Annotated in this window: 13 protein-coding genes; 12 read left to right on the top strand and 1 reads right to left on the bottom strand. The window is 73.3% G+C overall.

The window, feature by feature from the left end; all coding sequences use genetic code 11:
* Positions 1 to 60: 60 nt before the first annotated feature.
* From ACWCPW_RS18610 to ACWCPW_RS18560, 11 genes are all read left to right on the top strand, one after another.
* Positions 61 to 699: a phosphatase domain-containing putative toxin gene (locus ACWCPW_RS18610; RefSeq protein ID WP_449762654.1), complete on the top strand. Its 639-nt coding sequence runs from the start codon at positions 61 to 63 to the stop codon at positions 697 to 699.
* A gap of 195 nt (positions 700 to 894) precedes the next feature.
* Positions 895 to 1,302, top strand: coding sequence for a YciI family protein (locus ACWCPW_RS18605; RefSeq protein ID WP_449762653.1), 408 nt, complete (start codon positions 895 to 897; stop codon positions 1,300 to 1,302).
* Between the two features lie 7 nt (positions 1,303 to 1,309).
* A complete protein-coding gene (locus ACWCPW_RS18600) occupies positions 1,310 to 2,455 on the top strand; it encodes an RNA polymerase sigma factor (RefSeq protein WP_449762652.1) in 1,146 nt (381 codons plus the stop codon).
* A gap of 695 nt (positions 2,456 to 3,150) precedes the next feature.
* Positions 3,151 to 4,992 (top strand): asparagine synthase (glutamine-hydrolyzing), encoded by a 1,842-nt coding sequence (gene asnB, locus ACWCPW_RS18595; RefSeq protein WP_449762651.1) that lies wholly within the window; start codon positions 3,151 to 3,153, stop codon positions 4,990 to 4,992.
* A gap of 156 nt (positions 4,993 to 5,148) precedes the next feature.
* On the top strand, positions 5,149 to 6,384 hold the full coding sequence (locus ACWCPW_RS18590; RefSeq protein WP_449762725.1) for a cytochrome P450 family protein: 1,236 nt from the start codon (positions 5,149 to 5,151) through the stop codon (positions 6,382 to 6,384).
* 114 nt (positions 6,385 to 6,498) lie between these two features.
* Positions 6,499 to 7,575 carry an L-tyrosine/L-tryptophan isonitrile synthase family protein gene (locus ACWCPW_RS18585; RefSeq protein WP_449762650.1) on the top strand — a complete coding sequence of 359 codons (1,077 nt, stop codon included), beginning with the start codon at positions 6,499 to 6,501 and terminating at the stop codon, positions 7,573 to 7,575.
* Between the two features lie 212 nt (positions 7,576 to 7,787).
* A complete protein-coding gene (locus ACWCPW_RS18580; protein WP_449762649.1) occupies positions 7,788 to 8,870 on the top strand; it encodes an iron-siderophore ABC transporter substrate-binding protein in 1,083 nt (360 codons plus the stop codon).
* A 22-nt stretch (positions 8,871 to 8,892) separates the two neighbouring features.
* Positions 8,893 to 9,930 carry a FecCD family ABC transporter permease gene (locus ACWCPW_RS18575; protein WP_449762648.1) on the top strand — a complete coding sequence of 346 codons (1,038 nt, stop codon included), beginning with the start codon at positions 8,893 to 8,895 and terminating at the stop codon, positions 9,928 to 9,930.
* Positions 9,927 to 10,982 carry a FecCD family ABC transporter permease gene (locus ACWCPW_RS18570; protein ID WP_449762647.1) on the top strand — a complete coding sequence of 352 codons (1,056 nt, stop codon included), beginning with the start codon at positions 9,927 to 9,929 and terminating at the stop codon, positions 10,980 to 10,982. The genes ACWCPW_RS18575 and ACWCPW_RS18570 overlap by 4 nt, the downstream gene beginning before the upstream one ends.
* Positions 10,961 to 11,794, top strand: coding sequence for an ABC transporter ATP-binding protein (locus ACWCPW_RS18565; RefSeq protein ID WP_449762646.1), 834 nt, complete (start codon positions 10,961 to 10,963; stop codon positions 11,792 to 11,794). Before ACWCPW_RS18570 ends, ACWCPW_RS18565 begins: the two co-directional genes overlap by 22 nt.
* A gap of 696 nt (positions 11,795 to 12,490) precedes the next feature.
* On the top strand, positions 12,491 to 13,309 hold the full coding sequence (locus ACWCPW_RS18560) for a class I SAM-dependent methyltransferase (RefSeq protein ID WP_449762645.1): 819 nt from the start codon (positions 12,491 to 12,493) through the stop codon (positions 13,307 to 13,309).
* A 245-nt stretch (positions 13,310 to 13,554) separates the two neighbouring features.
* Here the strand turns inward: ACWCPW_RS18560 and ACWCPW_RS18555 are convergent, their stop codons facing one another.
* Entirely contained in the window at positions 13,555 to 14,409 is an 855-nt protein-coding gene (locus ACWCPW_RS18555; protein WP_449762644.1) for a polysaccharide deacetylase family protein, read from the bottom strand.
* Positions 14,410 to 14,665: 256 nt separating this feature from the next.
* On the opposite strand from ACWCPW_RS18555, the gene ACWCPW_RS18550 reads away from it, so the two are divergent.
* On the top strand, positions 14,666 to 17,926 hold the full coding sequence (locus ACWCPW_RS18550) for a BTAD domain-containing putative transcriptional regulator (RefSeq protein WP_449762643.1): 3,261 nt from the start codon (positions 14,666 to 14,668) through the stop codon (positions 17,924 to 17,926).
* Positions 17,927 to 18,319: the final 393 nt, after the last annotated feature.

The following is an 18,319-nucleotide window of genomic DNA, read 5'->3' as shown; positions in this document are numbered from 1 at the left end:
ACGCCTGTCACACCTGCCACTGGAGCCCCTTCCACCGCGCCCGCCGGTCCCCGGCGGCGCGTGAGCCGACGGGTTCTGAAGTACGTACTCGCCGCCGTGCTCGGTTACGGCGTGATCTGGCTGGTGTCGGTGTTGGGCATGCTGGGGGCGCACGCGGTCGCCCAGCAGGGCGAGTCCTCGGGCAGTTCGGTCGCCGGGATGAACCACGTCAAGCAGGTGGACGACAAGGTGTGGCGCGGCTCCGCTCCGGGTGTCCCCGGATACCGGGAACTCGCCGACCGGGGCGTGCGGACCGTCGTGGACCTGCGCGCGGAGAAGATGAGCCAGGCCGACCTCGAGCGCCCGGTGCAGGCCGGACTGAAGCTGGAGCGGCTGCCGATCCGGGACGGTCAGACGCCCACCCAGGCCCAGGTCGACGAGTTCCTGCGGATCGTGCGGACCTCCGACGGACCGGTGTTCGTGCACTGCGGCGCGGGCGTCGGCCGGACCGGCGCGATGACGGCGGCCTACTCGGTGCGGACCGGCGAGGCCACGTCCGGGCAGGCCGCGCGCCAGGCGCTGGCGGTCGGACCGCCTTCGGTCGAACAGGTCTACTACATCCTGGGCAACGGCCGGAACGACAGTGAACAGCCGCCGCTCATGATCCAGATCATCAGCCGCATCCTGGACGCCCCGAGGCGGATCAAGGCGTCGATCTAGTCGCACGGCGCCTCCTGGGCGTGTCTTCGACCCCCCGACGACTCGAAGGCACGCCCCGGACGGCGCGGCTCTCCCGAAGGGCCGAAGAAAGTTCGGCCAAAAAAGTTCGGCCGATGACGTCGAGAACGCGTGCCCGGCTCCGTCCCCGGTGTGCAGGCGACCACAATGGGTCGCACCGCACCGAGGAGAGTCACGATGGCCAAGTACCTGTTGCTCAAGCACTACCGCGGCGCTCCGGCTTCGGTCAACGACGTGCCGATGGACCGGTGGACGCCGGAGGAGATCTCGGCGCACGTGCGGTACATGAACGACTTCGCGGCTCGGCTGGAGGAGTCCGGCGAGTTCGTGGACAGTCGGGCGCTCGCCCCGGAGGGGACCTTCGTGCGGTACGACGGCGAGGGGCGCCCGCCGGTCACCGACGGTCCGTTCGCCGAGACCAAGGACCTGATCGCCGGGTGGATGGTGATCGACGTCGACACCTACGAGCGCGCCGTGGAGCTGGCCGGGGAGTTGTCGGCGGCACCCGGGGCGGGCGGGCGGCCGATCCACGAGTGGCTCGAACTGCGCCCGCTCCTGGGCCCGCACCCCACCGTCACGGAGTGACCCACCGATGGACGAAGCCCTGCTCCGGAGCCTGACACCGGCTGTGCTCGCCGTCCTCGTCCGCCGCGGAGCCGACTTCGCGGCGGCCGAGGACGCCGTCCAGGACGCCCTGGTCGAGGCACTGCGCGTCTGGCCGGCCGAGCGGCCGCGGGATGCGAAGGGCTGGTTGGTCACCGTGGCCTGGCGCAAGTTCCTGGACGCCACCCGCTCGGATGCCGCCCGCCGTCGGCGCGAGGACCTCGTCGACGAGGAGCCGGCACCCGGGCCGGCGCCCGCGGCGGACGACACCCTCCGGCTCTACTTCCTGTGCGCCCACCCCTCGCTGACGCCCTCCTCCGCGGTCGCGCTCACGCTGCGCGCGGTCGGCGGGCTGACCACGCGCCAGATCGCCCGGGCCTACCTGGTGCCCGAGGCGACCATGGCGCAGCGCATCAGCCGGGCCAAGCGCACCGTCTCCGGCGTGCGGTTCGACCGGCCCGGCGACGTCGCCACCGTGCTGCGCGTGCTCTACCTGGTCTTCAACGAGGGCTACTCCGGCGACGTCGACCTCGCCGCCGAGGCCATCCGGATCACCCGGCAACTCGCCGCCGCGATCGACCATCCCGAGGTCGCGGGGCTGCTCGCCCTGATGCTGCTCCACCACGCCCGGCGCGCCGGCCGGACCGCGCCGGACGGCAGCCTGGTGCCGCTCGCCGAGCAGGACCGCGGCCGCTGGGACACCGCGTCGATCGCCGAGGGCGTCGGGATCCTCCAGGCGGCGCTCGCCCGGGACCGGCTGGGCGAGTTCCAGGCCCAGGCCGCGATCGCGGCCCTGCACGCCGACGCGCCCACCGCCGAGGAGACCGACTGGGTGCAGATCCTCGAGTGGTACGACGAACTCGTGCGCCTGACCGACAGCCCCGTCGTCCGGCTCAACCGCGCGGTCGCCGTCGGCGAGGCCGACGGACCGCGCGCGGGTCTGGCGGCGCTCGCGGCGCTGGACGACTCGCTGCCCCGCCACACCGCCGTGGCGGCGTACCTGCACGAGCGCGACGGCGACCCGGCGACGGCGGCACGGCTGTACGCCGAGGCCGCCCACAAGGCACCCAACCTCGCCGAACGCGACCATCTGACACGCCAGGCCGCCCGGCTCAACTCCCGCCGGGGTCGCTGACGGGTCGCGCTCGGCTCGCACCGGGCTCGCGCTCGGATCGCGTCCGGCTTGCACCGGGCTCGCGCTCGGATCGCGTCCGGATCGCCTCGCGGTGTTCGGCGCGGTCCTGTGGCGCGCACGGTCGATGCCTGCGGGCTTGAACGGTCCGCCGCCCCGCGAGGGGTGCGCCTGGGGGCGGCGGGCCGTTCGTCTCGCCGCCGGACCTGGTTGGGGGGCAAGTCTCCGGCGGCCAGAAGAATGTAGCGGCCACCTCCGACACCGCACGTTCCGGCGGGCCGGACCGGCCCGGTCGCCCCAGTGCCGTGCCCCAACGCCGTGCTCCAGTGCCGTGCCCGAAGTGCCGTGCCGGCGCCGCGCCGGCCGATCTGCCCGATGCGGTCCCTTTTCCGGCGTCGCCCCTTGCCGGCACGTGGTGTGCCGAGACGTGCGCCTTCGCGCCGTCGTCGCCGCCGGGCCGGATCGAACCGCTCGCGAAAACGGCGCCGAGTCCGGAACCGAAGGCGATCGCCGCCCGACTACTCGGATGCGTGTGCGGACGTGTGTGCGTGTCGGTGACGGGGTGGCACCCTTTCCGCCGCCCGTGCGGGCGGATCGCCGCCGAGATCGAGACCGAGGTCCACGACACGGGCCCGCCCGCCCCACCCCGAACCGACGTGAAGGCTTCGCCCGCCTCCCGACCGAAGGACAGACCACGTATGTGCGGTATCACCGGCTGGGTGTCCTTCCTGCACGACGCGCGACCGCGGCGCCCGATCCTCGACGCGATGACCGCGACGCTCGCCCGGCGCGGACCTGACGCCGGCGGTGCGTGGCTGGACGCCCACGCGGCCCTGGGACACCGGCGGTTGGCCGTACTCGACATCGCGGGTGGCCGGCAGCCCATGGCCGACCGGCGCGACGATCCCGAAGTGGTCCTCGACTACAGCGGCGAGGTGTACAACCATCACGAACTGCGTGCCGAACTCCGGTGCGCCGGACACGAGTTCCGCACCCGCAGCGACACCGAGACGGTACTGCGCGCCTACCGGGAGTGGGGCGAGGGCTGCGTCGAGCACCTGGAGGGCATGTACGCGTTCGCGATCTGGGACGTCCGCCGGGCACGGCTGGTGCTGGTTCGCGACCGGCTCGGCGTGAAACCGCTGTACTGGGCGAAGGTCGAGGGCGGGATCGCCTTCGCCTCCGAGCCCAAGGCGCTGTTCGCACACCCCGAGATCGACCCGTGCGTGGACGCGGACGGGCTGCGCGCCGCGTACGGCCTGCTGTTCGACACCGGGCCCACCGTCTGGACCGGGATCCGCGAGCTCGCACCCGGCTCGATGTTGACCCTCGACCGCGACGGCATCCGCGAGCGCGCCTACTGGCAACTGGCGGTACAACCCCACCACGACGACCGCGACAGCACCGTCGAGCGGGTGCGCGACCTGGTCGAACACGCCTGCCGCGGCCAACTGGAGGCGGACGTACCGGTGTGCAGCCTGCTCTCCGGCGGCCTGGACTCCACCGTCGTCACCGCGCTGGTCGCCGACGAACTGCGCCTGCGGGAAAGCCCCGACGCGCGCATCCGCTCCTACGCGGTCGACTACACCGACCAGGCCCGCTCGTTCACCGCCGACGTGCTGCGCACCGGGCACGACACCCCGTACGCGGCGGAGGCCGGCCGGTTCATCGGCACCGACCACGACACCGTCGTCCTGGACCCGCTCGCCCTGCTCGACCTCGACCACCGCCGTGCGGTCGTCGCCTGCCGCGACTCACCGATCGGCGTGGGCGACATGGACACCTCGCTGTACCTGCTGTTCGGCGAGATCCGTCGGCACTCCACCGTCGCGCTCTCCGGCGAGGCGGCGGACGAAGTGTTCGGCGGCTACCCGTGGTTCCACGATCCGGCCGCGCTCGCCGCCGACACCTTCCCCTGGTTGTCGGTGACCGGCGACGAGGCCGCCATGCCGCTGCACCCGGATCTGTCCCGGGCCCTGCGGATCGGCGAGTTCCGGGCGGACACCTACCGCAGCGCCCTGGCCGCCGTCCCGCACACGGACCACGAGGACGCCGGCGAACATCGGCTGCGCGAACTTCGGCACCTGTCGCTGACCCGCTGGCTGCGCCAACTCCTGCACCGCAAGGACCGGTTGAGCATGGCCCAGGGATTGGAGGTGCGGGTGCCGTACTGCGACCACCGCCTCGTCGAGTACGCCTACAACGCGCCGTGGTCGCTGCACAGCTTCGACGGCCGGGAGAAGAGCCTGCTGCGGGCCGCGGCCGGCGACACCCTGGCCCCACCCTCGGTGCTGCGCCGGGCCAAGAACCACTACCCGGCCACCCACCACCCGGACTACAACCGCGGCCTCCAGGACCTGGCCCGCGAGGCGCTCGACGCGCGCGGCGGCGAGATACGCGGCACCGCCGACGAGACGGCGATCAAAGCCTGCCTCGACGCCCCCGCCGACCGGCTCCCGTGGGGCCATCGGCTGCGCCTGGAACGTGTCGTCGACTTGGCCCTGTGGCTCGACGAGTACAACCCGCGCGTCACGCTCTGACCGACCCCGCCGCGCCCCGCGCGTACCCCGCACCCGCCGCGCCCCGCCCACCCGACCCGCCCCGCGACCTCGTCAGGAAGGCGAACACCCGTGACCCAGGCCGATTCCGGCGCGTACAGCCTCGAACCCGTGGAGCCCGTGGAGCCCGTGGAGCCCGTGGAACCCGTGGAACCCGTGGAACCCGTGGAACTGTACGGGCCCGAGTACAAGCGTGACCCCTACCCCCTGTACACCAAGCTCCGCGACGCCGGACCCGTTCATCGGGTGCGGTTCCCGAGCGGGGTCGGGGCCTGGCTGGTCACCGGGTACGACGCGGCGCACGCGACGCTCAACGACCCGCGCCTGGGCAAGAACCACGACCTGGGCAACGACCGGTGGCGGGCGCTGGCCTCGATCATGCCCGAGCCGCAACACGCCCAACTGCAGGTGCACTTGCTGCACCAGGATCCGCCCAAGCACACCGCGATGCGGCGCCTGGTCACCGACGCGTTCGCGCCGCGTCGGATCGACGCGCTGCGACCGCGCATCCAGGAACTGGCCGACACCCTGGTCGACGCCATGCCCGCCGACCGGGGAGCGGACGTCGTCGCGTGCTTCGCCGCCCGCTTCCCCTTCCTGGTGCTGGCCGAAGTCATAGGTCTTCCGGCCGAGTCGGCCGCCGGATTTCGCCGCGAGTGGTGCAAGGTGGTCCAGCCGGTGGGTCCCAAGGACCCCGGACGCGCCGACTACGAGGGCCGGTTGCGGGCGCTGCAGGCCTACATCGCCGACGTGGTCGCCGACCGGCGCGCGCACCCGGACGACGGGCTGCTCGCGCGCTTGGTCGCCGCGCACACCGCCGGCGAGCTCACCGACCACGAGCTGGACTCGATGGTCTTCCAACTCCTGGTCGCCGGGCAGGAACCGGTCACCAATCAGATCAGCACCGCGCTGATGACCCTGCTGCGCCACCCCGGACACCTGGCCCGGCTCCGCGAGGACCCCACCCTGCTCCCCGCCGCGGTCGAGGAACTGCTGCGTTACGACAACGCGTTCGAGCTCACCACGTGGCGCTTCCTCGGCGCGGACGACGACCTGCACGGCACGACGGTGCCCGCCGGCGACTCGGTGATCGTCTCGCTGTGCGCGGCCAACCGCGATCCCGCACGTTTCCCGGACGCGGACACCCTCGACTTCGACCGCAGCCCCAACCCGCATCTGGCGTTCGGGCACGGCATCCACTTCTGCCCGGCCGCCGCCCTGGCCCGGGTCGAACTCCAGGTCGCCCTCGGCACCCTCCTCGCGCGCCTGCCCGGCCTGGCGCCGGCGGTACCGGTCGAGGACATCGCGTGGATTCCCGCCGTCCTCGCCCGCGGTGTCGACTCCCTCCCGGTCACGTACACCGAACGCGTCTGACCGAGGCCGCGAACCGCCACGCGCAGCCCGGGTCGTCCCGCCCGCGCCGCCCCACACCGCCCGCCGCCCGCGCCGAGGCGCCCGGCCGCCCTGCCCCCGTGGAGAAGCCGCCCCATGCACGCCACCCACCCCCGCGATCCCGCGGACCGCGCGAACACGTCCGCGACCTGCGCCGCGATCCTGAACCTCCTGCTGCCGCACCGCCGCGCGACGGAGGAGGAACGCCGCAGCGCGACCGAGACCGCGCCCGACGCCGGCGACGCGGACCCGGGCGGGACGCTCGGCGAATCGGTCGCGGACTTCCCCATCCAACTCGACCGACTCGCCCGCTTCGTCGGGCGCGCGGAACCCGTCGTGTTCACCCTCCCCGGCTTCCCGTGCAAGTCGCCCAACCCCGCCAAGGTCCTGGGCCCGCTGCCCGACGAGGGCGAACGCCTGAGCCTGGCCTTCCTGCACCGCCTGTGCGCGGCGATCGCCGCCGTACACCCGCCCGGCGCGCGGATGGTGATCTGCTCCGACGGCCACGTCTTCGCCGACCTGATCCACGTGCCCGACAGGCACATCGACGCCTATGCCGACGAACTGCGCGCGATCATCGTCCGCGAGGACCTGCACCACCTGAGCGTCTTCGACCTGCGCGACGTGCGCGGCGCGGACTCGCACGACGACAAGCGCGCCTGGCTGCACGCGCGCCACGCGCCCACCGTCGCGCAACTGCGGGCCCAGGTGCGCGCCGACGAGGACACCCTGCGCCTGTACCGGGGCATCACCCGGTTCCTCTTCGAGGACGCCGTCGACTTCCCCGGCACCCGCTCCGCGCTGCAACGCGACTGCCGCGCCCGCGCGTACGGCGTCATCCAGCGCAGCCGGGCCTGGAGCGACCTGGTCGCCGAGCACCACCCGCACGCGTTGCGGCTGTCCATCCACCCGCAACGCCGCGGCGCGGAGAAGTTCGGCATCCGGCTCCTGGACGCCCCCGACGTGTGGGCCACCCCCTGGCACGCCACCGTCCTGCACCACCCCGACGGCCGGCCGCACCTGCTCCACCACGCCGACGCCGCACGATCGGGCGTCCTGGTCCACCGGGACGGCCGCCCCAGCCACTTCCGCCGGGAGACGCCGGGCGCCGTACCCGAACCCGGGGCGACCACCGGTGCCGGACCCGTCGGCGCGGGCAGCCGGGGCGCGTGACGCGCCCACTATGGTGACACGGAGTGACTGACGACTCGCCCTCGCGCCTGGTCGATGTGTCCGGGGAGGGGCCCATTGAGGTGCGATGGTCACTTAGCTTAGGCTGACCTAACAAGCGCGACATTCTCGGGCTGTACGACACCGCCCATGCTCGGCTACGCACCGTAGTGGATCGATAGCCGACTGTTCGGTTGGCAAGAAAGAGGTCATCGATGTCCCCCCTGCCCAAGGGCATGATCCGCCGCCGATTCGCGGTGCCGGTCGCCGCCGCCGTACTCGCCCTCGCGCTGGGCGCCTGCGGCTCGAAGGACGACGACGAGAAGTCGGCCGGCACCGACGGCGCCGCGACGCCCGCACCCGCCGGCTCGGGCGCGCCCGCCGCGTCGGCCTTCCCGGTGACCATCAAGAGCGCGCTTGGCGAAGCGAAGATCACCAAGAAGCCCGAGCGCATCGTCACCCTGGGTCAGGGCTCGACCGAGACCGCGATCGCACTGGGCCAGGTGCCGGTGGGCATCGAGAGCTACGAGTGGGGCAGCGACAAGTCCGGCTACCTGCCGTGGGTGCACGACGCGGTCACCAAGGCCGGCGGCAAGCTGCCCAAGCAGTTCAAGGGCGGCGAGGAACTCGACATCGAGGCGATCGCCGCGCTCGACCCGGACGTCATCCTCGCCCCGTGGTCGGGCATCACGCAGAAGCAGTACGACCTGCTGAAGGACATCGCGCCCACGGTCGCCTACCCGGACAAGGCGTGGAGCACGAACTGGGACCAGCAGATCGACATCGTCAGCAAGGCCCTCGGTCAGCCCGACAAGGCCCGGGAGCTGACCGGCAAGATCAAGCAGCAGCTCGCCGACGCGGCGGCCACCCGGCCCAACTACAAGAACGTCACGTTCTCCTACATCTACACGACCGGCCCCGGCACCCTCGGCGTCTTCAAGCCCGAGGAGCAGCGCGTGTCCGTGGTGTCCTCGCTCGGCCTCAGGGTCGACCCGGTCGTGAACACCTTCCCGGAGACCGACGGCACCGACTCGGCGCTCATCGGCCTGGAGAACGCCGACAAGCTGGCCGCCAGCGACGTGGTCTTCACCTTCTACACCGACGCCAAGACCCGCCAGGAGATCGAGGCCCAGCCGCTGTACGCCTCGATACCAGCGGTCAAGCGCGGCGCGGTGGTCGCGAGCAACGACAACCCGTTCGTGACCGCGTCGTCGATGATCAACCCGCTGACCGTGCCGTGGAGCATCGAGCGCTACCTGCCGCAGATCGACGCGGCGGTCGCCAAGGCCGGCAAGTAGCCGCGGCCGAGAAACGATTCGGATGACCGCCGACACGCGCGCGCGTCCGGCCGCAACCGGGACCGGTGTCTCGCGCACCGGTCCCGCCGGTCGCGTCGCCGCGCTCTTCGCCGGATGCCTCGCGCTGCTGGTCGTCGCGCTCTTCGCGAGCGTGATGTTCGGCAGCAGGACGACGTCGTTCGGCGACGTCGTGGACGTACTGACCGGGCACGGCGACCCGTACCTGACCACCGTGGTGGAGAGCCGCTACCCGCGCACCGCGCTCGGCGTGCTGGCCGGCGTGTGCCTGGCCGTGGCCGGCACCCTCATGCAGGGCGTCACCCGCAACCCGCTGGCCGACCCCGGCCTGTTGGGCATCAACGCCGGGGCCGCGGCCGGCATCGTCACCGGCACCGCGTTCGCCGGCGCCACCGGCTCATGGGCGGCCCTGTGGTGGGCCCTGCCCGGAGCGCTGCTCGTCGGCGTGTTCGTGCACGTCCTGGGCGCGGGCGGCGGCCCGGTGCGGCTCGTGCTGGCCGGCGCGGTCCTGTCCGCCGTGCTCGGCGCGTACATCCAGGCGGTCACGCTCGGCAAGCCCAAGGTCTTCGACAGCTACCGCTACTGGGTCGTGGGCGCGTTGGGCGGGCGCGGCTGGGACGTCTTCTGGTCGATGTTGCCGTTCGGCGTACTCGGCGTGTGTGTCGCGCTGTTGCTCGGGCCCGGCCTGAACGCGCTCGCCCTGGGCGAGGAATCGGCCACCTCGTTGGGCGCCGACCCCGCCGTGCTGCGCGCCGCCGGCCTGGTGACGGCCACGGTCACCAGCGCCGCCGCGACCGCGGCCGTGGGGCCGATCGCCTTCGTCGGTCTGGGCGTCCCGCACATCGCCCGAGCCCTCGTGGGCGGCGACTTCCGCCTGCAGATCGGCTTCGCGGCGGTGCTCGGTCCGACCCTGCTGCTGGCCGCCGACGTGGTGGGCCGGATCCTGCTGCGCCCCCAGGAGTTGATGGTGGGTGTCGTCACCGCGTTCGTGGGCGCGCCCGCCCTGCTGTTCGCGGTACGCCGGATGCGGGTGAGCACATGAGCGGCACACCGCGGAGCCGCCGCCCACGCGGCTACCTGCGGATCGGGAGCACGATCGCGCTGCCCGTGCGCGGGGCGACGATGCTCGTGGCGGTCGTCATGCTCGCGCTGACCGTCGCGGCCGCGTTCGCCACGCTGACCATGGGTCGACTCGGCATCGCCCCGGGCGAATTGCTGCCCGCGGTGTTCGGCGGCGCGGAGGGCAAGGAGAAGTTCGTGCTCAACCGGCTGCGCGGGCCGCGCCTGGTGGTGTGCCTGGGCGCGGGAGCCGCGTTCGGCCTCTCCGGCGCCCTCTTCCAGACGGCCACCCGCAACCCGCTGGCCAGCCCGGACGTGATCGGCCTCAGCAGCGGCGCGGGCGCGGGCGCGGCGATCTTCGCGCTCGTGGTGCCCGGCGACACCCCGGTGTGGATCGGCGCCCTGCTCGGCGCGCTCGGCGCGATGGCCATCGTGTACCTGGCCACCGGCACCGGGTTCCGCGACCCCGGACGTCTGGTCGTCGCCGGGATCGGCGTCGCCGCGATCGGCACGGCGCTGACCCAATACGTCGTCTACGTCGTCGAACGCGACAAGGCGAGCGCGCTGAGCGCGTACGTCAACGGCAGCGTCGCGGCCCGGTCCTGGGACGATGCCGGCACCATCGGGCTGGTCCTGCTCGTGGTCGCCGGCCCGGCGGTGGCCCTGTCCCGGCACCTGGACCTGGGCGAGATGGGCGACGAGGTGGCCCGCTCGCTCGGCGGCAACCCCGGCCGGGCCCGCACACTGGCCGTCGTCCTGGCCGTCGTGTTGTCCGCGGGCGCGGTCACCGTGGCCGGTCCGATCGCGTTCATCGCGCTGACCGCGCCGCAGATCGCCCGCCGGCTCACCCGCGGCACCGGCCCGCACCTGGTGTTGTCCACGCTCACGGGCGCGCTGCTGTTGACCGTCGCCGACCTCGCCGCGCAACAACTGCCCTGGGTCGAGCCGTTGCCGGTGGGCATCTACACCCTCGCCTTCGGCGGGGCCTACCTCGGATACCTGCTGACCCGCGAATGGAGGAGTGGACGACTGTGAACGACCAACCGGCGCCCGCCCCGGCCGGGCTGAGCGCCCGCGACGTGACCCTGTCGTACGGCCGCAAGCCGGTCGTCGAAGGCGTCGACCTCGACCTCCCGCACGGCGGCCTCACCGTAGTCGTCGGTCCCAACGGGTGCGGCAAATCCACCCTGCTCAAGTCGTTCGCCCGGGTGCTCAAGCCGGTGCGCGGCACGATCACCCTCGACGGGAGGGACGTACACGCGCACCGCGGGCGCGAGTTCGCCCGCCGGGTCGCGCTGCTGCCGCAGAGTCCGATCGCGCCCGAGGGCATCAGCGTGCGCGGCCTGGTGCGGCGCGGCCGGCACCCGCACCACACCCTGCTGCGCCAGTGGTCGCCCGACGACGACCGGGCGATCGCCTTCGCGCTGGAGCGGACCGGCCTGGTCGACCTCGCGGACACCCCGGCGGGCGACCTGTCCGGCGGCCAGGCCCGGCGGGCCTGGATCGCGATGGTCCTCGCCCAGGAGACCCCGATCGTCCTGCTGGACGAGCCGACCACGTTCCTCGACATCGCCCACCAATACGAACTCCTGGAACTGTGCGCCGAGTTGAACGCCGAGGGCCGCACGGTCGTCGCGGTGCTGCACGACCTCAACCAGGCCGCACGATTCGCCTCCCACCTGGTGGTGATGAAGGCAGGCCGGGTCGTTGCCGAGGGTCCGCCGGGCGAGGTGCTGACCGCCGCCCGCGTCCACGACGTCTTCGGCCTGGCATGCGACATCGCCCCCGACCCGATCACCGCCACCCCCATGGTGATCCCGCACGCGCGCGTCACCGTCTCGAGGTGAGACCCGCCGACCCGCGGCAGCGCCACCGACACGGCGCGGTCGTGGCCCGGTCCACGCGACGGTGATCGGATCCGGCCGAGGCACCCAGGTACCGACGTCATCGGAACGGGGCCGGACGTCGGAAACCTGGGCGCCCGGGCCCCCGGCTGCTCGTCCCGTCGCCGGAATCGGGTACCGCCCGGCCGCGGCGTCGGCCGATTCCGCTGTCCGGTACAGCCGTTCGGTCGCGATGGCGTGCCTCAGCCGGCCGAGGGCCTCGACCAGACGCCGTGGTGCGGGAGGTCAACCGGCGTCGCCCGCCCGGAGAGTTCCGGCAGATCTCCGTCCAGCGATTGAGCGACTGGCGGCTGCCGAGGAACTGCCGACCGAAACCCTGCGGTTGTGGGAGGACCACGATCCGGACAACGCGACCGTGGGTGCGGTGCCGGTGGAACTCGCCCGCGTCGTAGGCAAGTCGCGCGCTTCCGAAGCCGCGCCCCATGACGAGCGGGCGGTGCGCTGCTTCGGTGAACGGCATCCGGTCAACCGGTCTGCCCGGGCTCTTCGCCGGGCTCGTCGTCCGTGGGGGCCGGCGGTCATGTGACGCGACCGACCGGACGCGCCGGGCTTACCGACCGCGCGGGCCGGCCGAGGCCCCGGGTGTGCCGTCATATATGGCTTGAGCCGGGTGGCCGGGGCCGGCTAGCGTGGTCGGTCATGACGAAGATCGAGGCCGCGGCCGACTGGCGGGACGTCAATCGGGCCAATTGGGACGAGCGGGTCCCGATCCACAGCGCCAGCCGGTTCTACGACGTTCCCGGCTTCGTCGCGGGCAAGGACGCGCTCCGGGACTTCGAACTCGCCGAGGTGGGCGACGTCGACGGCCGTACGCTGCTCCACCTCCAGTGCCACATCGGCCTGGACACGCTGTCCTGGGCCCGGCGCGGGGCCACCGTCACCGGCCTGGACTTCTCCGAACCGGCCGTGGCCGAGGCAGGCGCCATCGCCGCGCGGATCGGCGCGAGCACGGCCCGATTCGTCACCTCCGACGTGTACGACGCCGAGGCCGCGCTCGACGGGGCGACCTTCGACATCGTCTACACCGGCCTGGGCGCGTTGTGCTGGCTCCCGGACATCGACCGCTGGGCCCGTACGGCGGCGGCGCTCGTCGCGCCGGGCGGCTTCCTCTACCTGGCCGAGTTCCACCCGTTCGCCGACGTCCTGGCGGAGGACGGCCGCACCGTCGAACTGGACTACTTCCATCGCGAGCCGACCGTCTGGGACGAGCCGGGCACCTACACCGACACCGACACGGAGACCTCCGCGAACGTGACGGTCGAGTGGCAGCACGGCATCGGCGACGTGGTCAGCGCGCTGATCGCGGCCGGGCTGCGCCCGGAGTTCCTGCACGAGCACGACTACTCGCTGTTCGCCCGCTTCCCGATCCTGGAACACGACGACGGCCGCTACCGTTTCCCCGCCGGACAGCCGCGTGTTCCGCTGATCTACTCGCTGCGCGCGACGAAGGCGGCATAGCCGCCCGCACACCGCGCGACGACACCCCCGCCCCTCGGCGCGTCAGCGTCCCCGACCCGCGCCCACCCCGGTGATCGACGCGCGGAGCGCGGAGAGCGGCGGAGCCGCAAAGATCGGGCTTCGTGGCCCGGAGCGAAGCGCAGGGACACGAAGCCCGCGAGCGCGGCGCCGCCCTTTTTCTCGGAGGAGCGAAGCGGGGAGAGAAAAAAGGCGGCGCCGCGCGAGCCGGCGGCGAAGCCGCCCAATCAGGCAGTACGGGCGTAGTGCTCGGCGATCTCGTCGCTCGTGGTGACCCACACCCCGGGGTGGTTCACCACGTACTCCAGCGCCTGGTCCAGATACTTGCGCCGGAACGCCTGACCGGAGACGAACGGGTGCAGGGCCAGCGACATGACCCGGCCGCCGTTCGCCGCATCGGCGTGCAACTGGTCCACCTGGTCCTTGACCACCTGCACGAAGTCCGGCCCGCTGAGCGCGTGCGCCGTGAACAGGCCCAGGTCGTTGAGTTCGAGCGTGTAGGGCACGCTCAACATCCCGGGCACGTTCAGCCGGAACGGCTGGTCGTCGGCGGTCCAGTCCAGCGTGTACTCCAGGCCGAGTTCGGCCAGCAGCGACGGCGTGCGGAAGGTCTCGCTGAGCGCCGGACCCAGCCACCCGCGCGTGCGCCGGCCGGTGGCCTTCTCGATCGTCTCCACGACGTGCTTCAGGTAGGCGCGCTCGTCGTCGGCGACGTCGGACTGCAGGGTCGAGTTGTTGCGCCCGTGCGCCAACCAGGCCCAGTCCCGGGCCGACCCCGCCTCGATGATCTGCGGGTAGTGGTCGACGACGTCGGAGTTGAGCAACACGCTGGGCCGGATCCCGTAGCGATCGAACGCCTCGATCATCCGCCAGATGCCCACCCGCGGCCCGTAGTCGCGCCAGCCGTGGTTCAGCGGGTCCGGCAGCAGGCCCGCGGTCGCCTGGTTGATGCTCGTCGAAGGGGTGCCGACGAGGAAGTGCTCGACGTTCAGGCCCACATAGAAGGCGACGCGGGCGCCGTTCGGCCAGTGGATCGGCTCGCGGTCGACGATGGGGCTGTAGTCGTAGAGGGCGTTGTCCACGGCGCTGACTCCTGGGATCGGGGCTCGGGTCGAGCCCATTGGGTTTCGTTCGGTGTGTTCGGTGTGTTCGGCGTGTTCGGTGGGCTTGGTTGCCTGGTTGCCTGGTTCGTTCGGTGTTCCGGTGCGCCCTGCGGCGACGAATATCACTGTGCGCCGGTGGGCTGGGGAGTCGCTGAGGGTCCGCTGAGGGCCGGGGCGAGGCAGGGCTGAGGGCCCACCCGGGAGCCGCCCCGGATCCGCTGTGTACGGTGGCCCGATGCGGTTCGGGGTGTTGGGTCCACTGGCGGTCTGGGGTGTCGACGGTGAACCGGTCAAGGTCCCCGAGGCAGGGGTACGCGCGCTGCTGGCCGACCTGCTGACGCACGAGGGGCGTACGGTCTCCGTCGACCGGCTCGTCGACGACCTGTGGGGCGACGACCCGCCCGGCAAGCCCGGCAACGCGCTCCAGACCAGGATCTCCGTGCTGCGCCGGACGCTGGGCCGCGACCGCGTGGTGCACCAGGCACCCGGCTACCGACTGCTCCTGGACCGGACCGACGTCGACGGAGCCGACCTGGACGCGCATCGCTTCGCGGCCCTGGTGGATCGTGCCCGGACCGAGAACGATCCGCGCGCGCGAGCCGCGACGCTCGCCGGGGCCCTGGGACTGTGGCGCGGGCCGGCGTACGCCGACTTCGCGGACGAGGAGTTCGCCCGCCCCACCGCGCAGCGCCTGGAGGAACTGCGCCTGGTCGCCGTCGAGGAGCACGCGAGCGCCCGGCTGGACACCGGCGAGCACGCGGTGCTCGCCGCGGAACTCGCGGACCTGGTCGCCCGCCACCCGCTGCGCGAACGGCTGCGCGCGGTGTACCTGCGAGCGCTCTACCGCGCCGGGCGGCAGAGCGAGGCGCTGGCCTCGTACGCGGACCTGCGCGAGCGGCTGGCCGACGAACTGGGACTGGATCCCGGCCCCGATCTCGTCGCCCTGCACGGCGCGATCCTGCGCCAGGACGAATCACCGCCCCCGCCCGCCACCGCGGTGCCCGCCTCGCCGGCCGCACGGACGCCCGCCGACCTGCCCGAGGCCCACCTGCCGGTCCCGCTGACCCCGTTGATCGGGCGCGAGGACGCCGTGGCCGACCTCGGCCCGCTGCTGGAGCGCGCGCGCCTGGTCACCCTGACCGGATCGGGCGGCGTCGGCAAGACCCGGCTCGCGGTGGAGACGGCGGGCCGATTCGCCCGGGAGGCCGGCGCGCTCGTGCCCGACGGCGTGCGCCTGGTCGAACTCGCCGGGCGGGACGGGGAGGCCGCCGACCTCGCACAGGTGGTCTGCGACGTGTTCGGTGTGCGCGGCGACGGCCCCGGCGCCGCCGACCGCCCGCCGGTGGCGAGGCTCGTGGCGGCCCTGCGTGACCGGCGCGTCCTCGTGGTCCTGGACAACTGCGAACACGTCGTCGAGGCCGCCGCCGAACTCGCCGACCGACTCCTGGCCGGCGCGCCCGGCCTGCGGATCCTGGCCACCAGCCGCGAGCCGCTGGCACTGGCCGGCGAGAGCGTGTTCCAGGTCGAGCCGCTGCGCCACGATCACGCCGTGCGGCTGTTCACCGAACGCGCCGCCGCGTCGGCACCCGGCTTCCCGGCCGCGCCCGAGCCCGGCGGGATCTCGGCCCTGGTGGCCGAGGTCTGCCTTCGGCTCGACGGCATCCCGCTCGCCCTGGAACTGGCCGCCACCCGCGTGCGGGCCCTGGGCATGGCCCAGTTGGCGGCTCGCCTGGACGACCGCTTCCGGCTGCCGACCTCGGAACGACGCGGCACCCCGGCCCGGCAGCAGACCCTGCGCGCGATGATCGACTGGAGTTGGGACCTGCTCCGCGCCCGCGAACGCGTCGTGCTGCGCCGGCTGGCCGCGCACCGGGACGGCTGCACCCTCGAGGCCGCCGAGGTGGTGTGCGCCGGTGAGGGCGTGTCCCCGGAGGAGGTGGTCGACCTGCTGACCCGCCTGGTCGAGAAATCCCTGGTCGTCGTGGTCTACGGCACCGGCGGCACGCCCCCGCGCTATCGCCTGCTGGAATCGGTCGCCGCCTACGCGAGGGAGCGGCTGGCCGAGACCGAGGACGTCGAGGCGGTCCGGGACCGACACCTGGCGTACTACCTCGACCTCGCCGAACGGGCGCGACCGCGGCTGCGCGACGGCGGACAGCGCGAGTGGCTGGACCGACTGGACGCCGAGTCCGCCAACCTGCACGCGGCGATCGACACGGCGGTGGACCACGCGTCGATCGACGCGGACGGCGGCTCGGGCGCCGGCGCCGGAATCGGCGTCGACCGGGCCGAACGGCTCGCGGCGGCGTTGACGTGGTGGTGGCTCCTGCGCGGTCGGCCGATCGAGGCCCGCCGCTGCCTGGGCCGGCTCTTGGACGCCGCGCCCGCCGCACCCGAACTGCGGGTGCTGCACGACGCGGTCACGCTGTTGACCGGCGGGCGTGGCACCGGCTCGCCGCCGGACCCGGACCCGGATGCCGCCGCCTCGGGAGTGCCCGCGTCCGCGCTGTGGCTGTACGCGTACGGGCTGTTCAACGCGGGCCACGTGTCCGCCGCCGAGGCGGCCAACGAGCGGGCACTCGCCCGGTTCGACGCCGACGGCGATCGGTGGGGCACGGCGGCGGCACTCGCGTTGCGGGCGATGTGCGCGCTGATCCGCGGCGACCTCGTCGCGGTGGAGGCGGACGGGCTGCGCGGCGCCGAGATCTTCCGCGCCCTCGGTGATCGCTGGGGGGAGGCGCAGACCGTGCAACCGCTCGCCGCGCTCGCCGAGATCAAGGGCGACCACGCCGAGGCGACGCGCCGCCACCACGAGGGCCTGCGCCTGGCCCGCGAACTCGGCCTGGACATCGAGGTGAGCGCCCGGCTGTCCGGACTGGGCCGGCTGGCGCTGCTCGAACACGCCTGGGAACGCGCCCGCGAGCTGCACGAACAGGCGCGGCGGTCGGCGGTCGAGCAGGGCTGGAAGTACGGCGAGATCCACGCGCTGATGGGCCTGGCGCTGGGGGCTCGGCGCTCCGGCGACCTCGACGCGGCCGAGGCGCACCTGCTGCACATGCGGGACGTCGAGGCGTCCTCACCGGCCGGAAAGCACCTGATCGCGGCGGAACTGGGCTTCGTCGACGAACTGCGCGGGGACCCGGCCGGCGCGCTGGACCGGCACCTGCACGGCTTGCGCATCGCCCGCTCGCTGGGCGAACCGCGCGCGGTGGCGCTGTCCTTGGAGGGACTGGCGGGCGCGGCCGCGCTGGAGCGTACGGCTTCCGCGGCCGAGCGGGCGGCGCTGTTGCTGGGTGCGGCGGACGCGGCGCGGCGCGGCGTCGGCGCCCCGTTGCCGCCCGCCGAGCGCCTCGACGTGGACCGGATCACCGCGACCGCCACCGCGACGCTGGGACCGTCGGGCTTCGCGGCCTCCTTCGCCCGAGGCGCCGCGATGGACCCGTACGACGCGGCACGGGTCGCCGAGGACACGCCGGGGGCCTCGCCCGATCGATGAACACCCGGGATCCCGTCGCCGCGAGGACCCGGCCGGGCGGTGTTTCGGGTGTCGTCCCGGCGAGGGGCGTTCACCCGAGCGGCCCCAAGACCGGTACCGGATTCTTCCCCGTTCGGGTGGGCTTCCGGGGGCGCCGGCCTCGGGGCCGAGCGTGCGCGGCGCGGCGCCGGCGGCTTATCTGGTGAGGGCGACGGCGACACACCTCACCGAAACAGGAGTGCACATGCGCGGGACGAGAGCGACCGGGAACACGCCGGGCGCCGGCAGGCGGGCGACGGGTCGTGCGGGTACGAAGCGGAGCGGCGGCGCCACGCCGCCGCGCGGGCACGACGGCGACGCCCGACGCCGACGGGAGATGTTCTGTCCGCGATGCATGGGCGTGACGGAACGCTG

Source organism: Embleya sp. NPDC001921, from assembly GCF_053594475.1.
This window is presented reverse-complemented; position numbering and strand designations above follow the sequence as displayed.

What these genes read in the sequence shown, in the direction of transcription:
- ACWCPW_RS18600 (WP_449762652.1), top strand. Translation starts at nt 1,310, where the DNA reads ATGGACGAAGCCCTGCTCCGGAGCCTGACACCGGCTGTGCTCGCCGTC.
- ACWCPW_RS18585 (WP_449762650.1), top strand. Translation starts at nt 6,499, where the DNA reads ATGCACGCCACCCACCCCCGCGATCCCGCGGACCGCGCGAACACGTCC.
- ACWCPW_RS18605 (WP_449762653.1), top strand. Translation starts at nt 895, where the DNA reads ATGGCCAAGTACCTGTTGCTCAAGCACTACCGCGGCGCTCCGGCTTCG.
- ACWCPW_RS18570 (WP_449762647.1), top strand. Translation starts at nt 9,927, where the DNA reads ATGAGCGGCACACCGCGGAGCCGCCGCCCACGCGGCTACCTGCGGATC.
- asnB (WP_449762651.1), top strand. Translation starts at nt 3,151, where the DNA reads ATGTGCGGTATCACCGGCTGGGTGTCCTTCCTGCACGACGCGCGACCG.
- ACWCPW_RS18580 (WP_449762649.1), top strand. Translation starts at nt 7,788, where the DNA reads ATGTCCCCCCTGCCCAAGGGCATGATCCGCCGCCGATTCGCGGTGCCG.
- ACWCPW_RS18565 (WP_449762646.1), top strand. Translation starts at nt 10,961, where the DNA reads ATGGAGGAGTGGACGACTGTGAACGACCAACCGGCGCCCGCCCCGGCC.
- ACWCPW_RS18560 (WP_449762645.1), top strand. Translation starts at nt 12,491, where the DNA reads ATGACGAAGATCGAGGCCGCGGCCGACTGGCGGGACGTCAATCGGGCC.
- ACWCPW_RS18550 (WP_449762643.1), top strand. Translation starts at nt 14,666, where the DNA reads ATGCGGTTCGGGGTGTTGGGTCCACTGGCGGTCTGGGGTGTCGACGGT.
- ACWCPW_RS18575 (WP_449762648.1), top strand. Translation starts at nt 8,893, where the DNA reads ATGACCGCCGACACGCGCGCGCGTCCGGCCGCAACCGGGACCGGTGTC.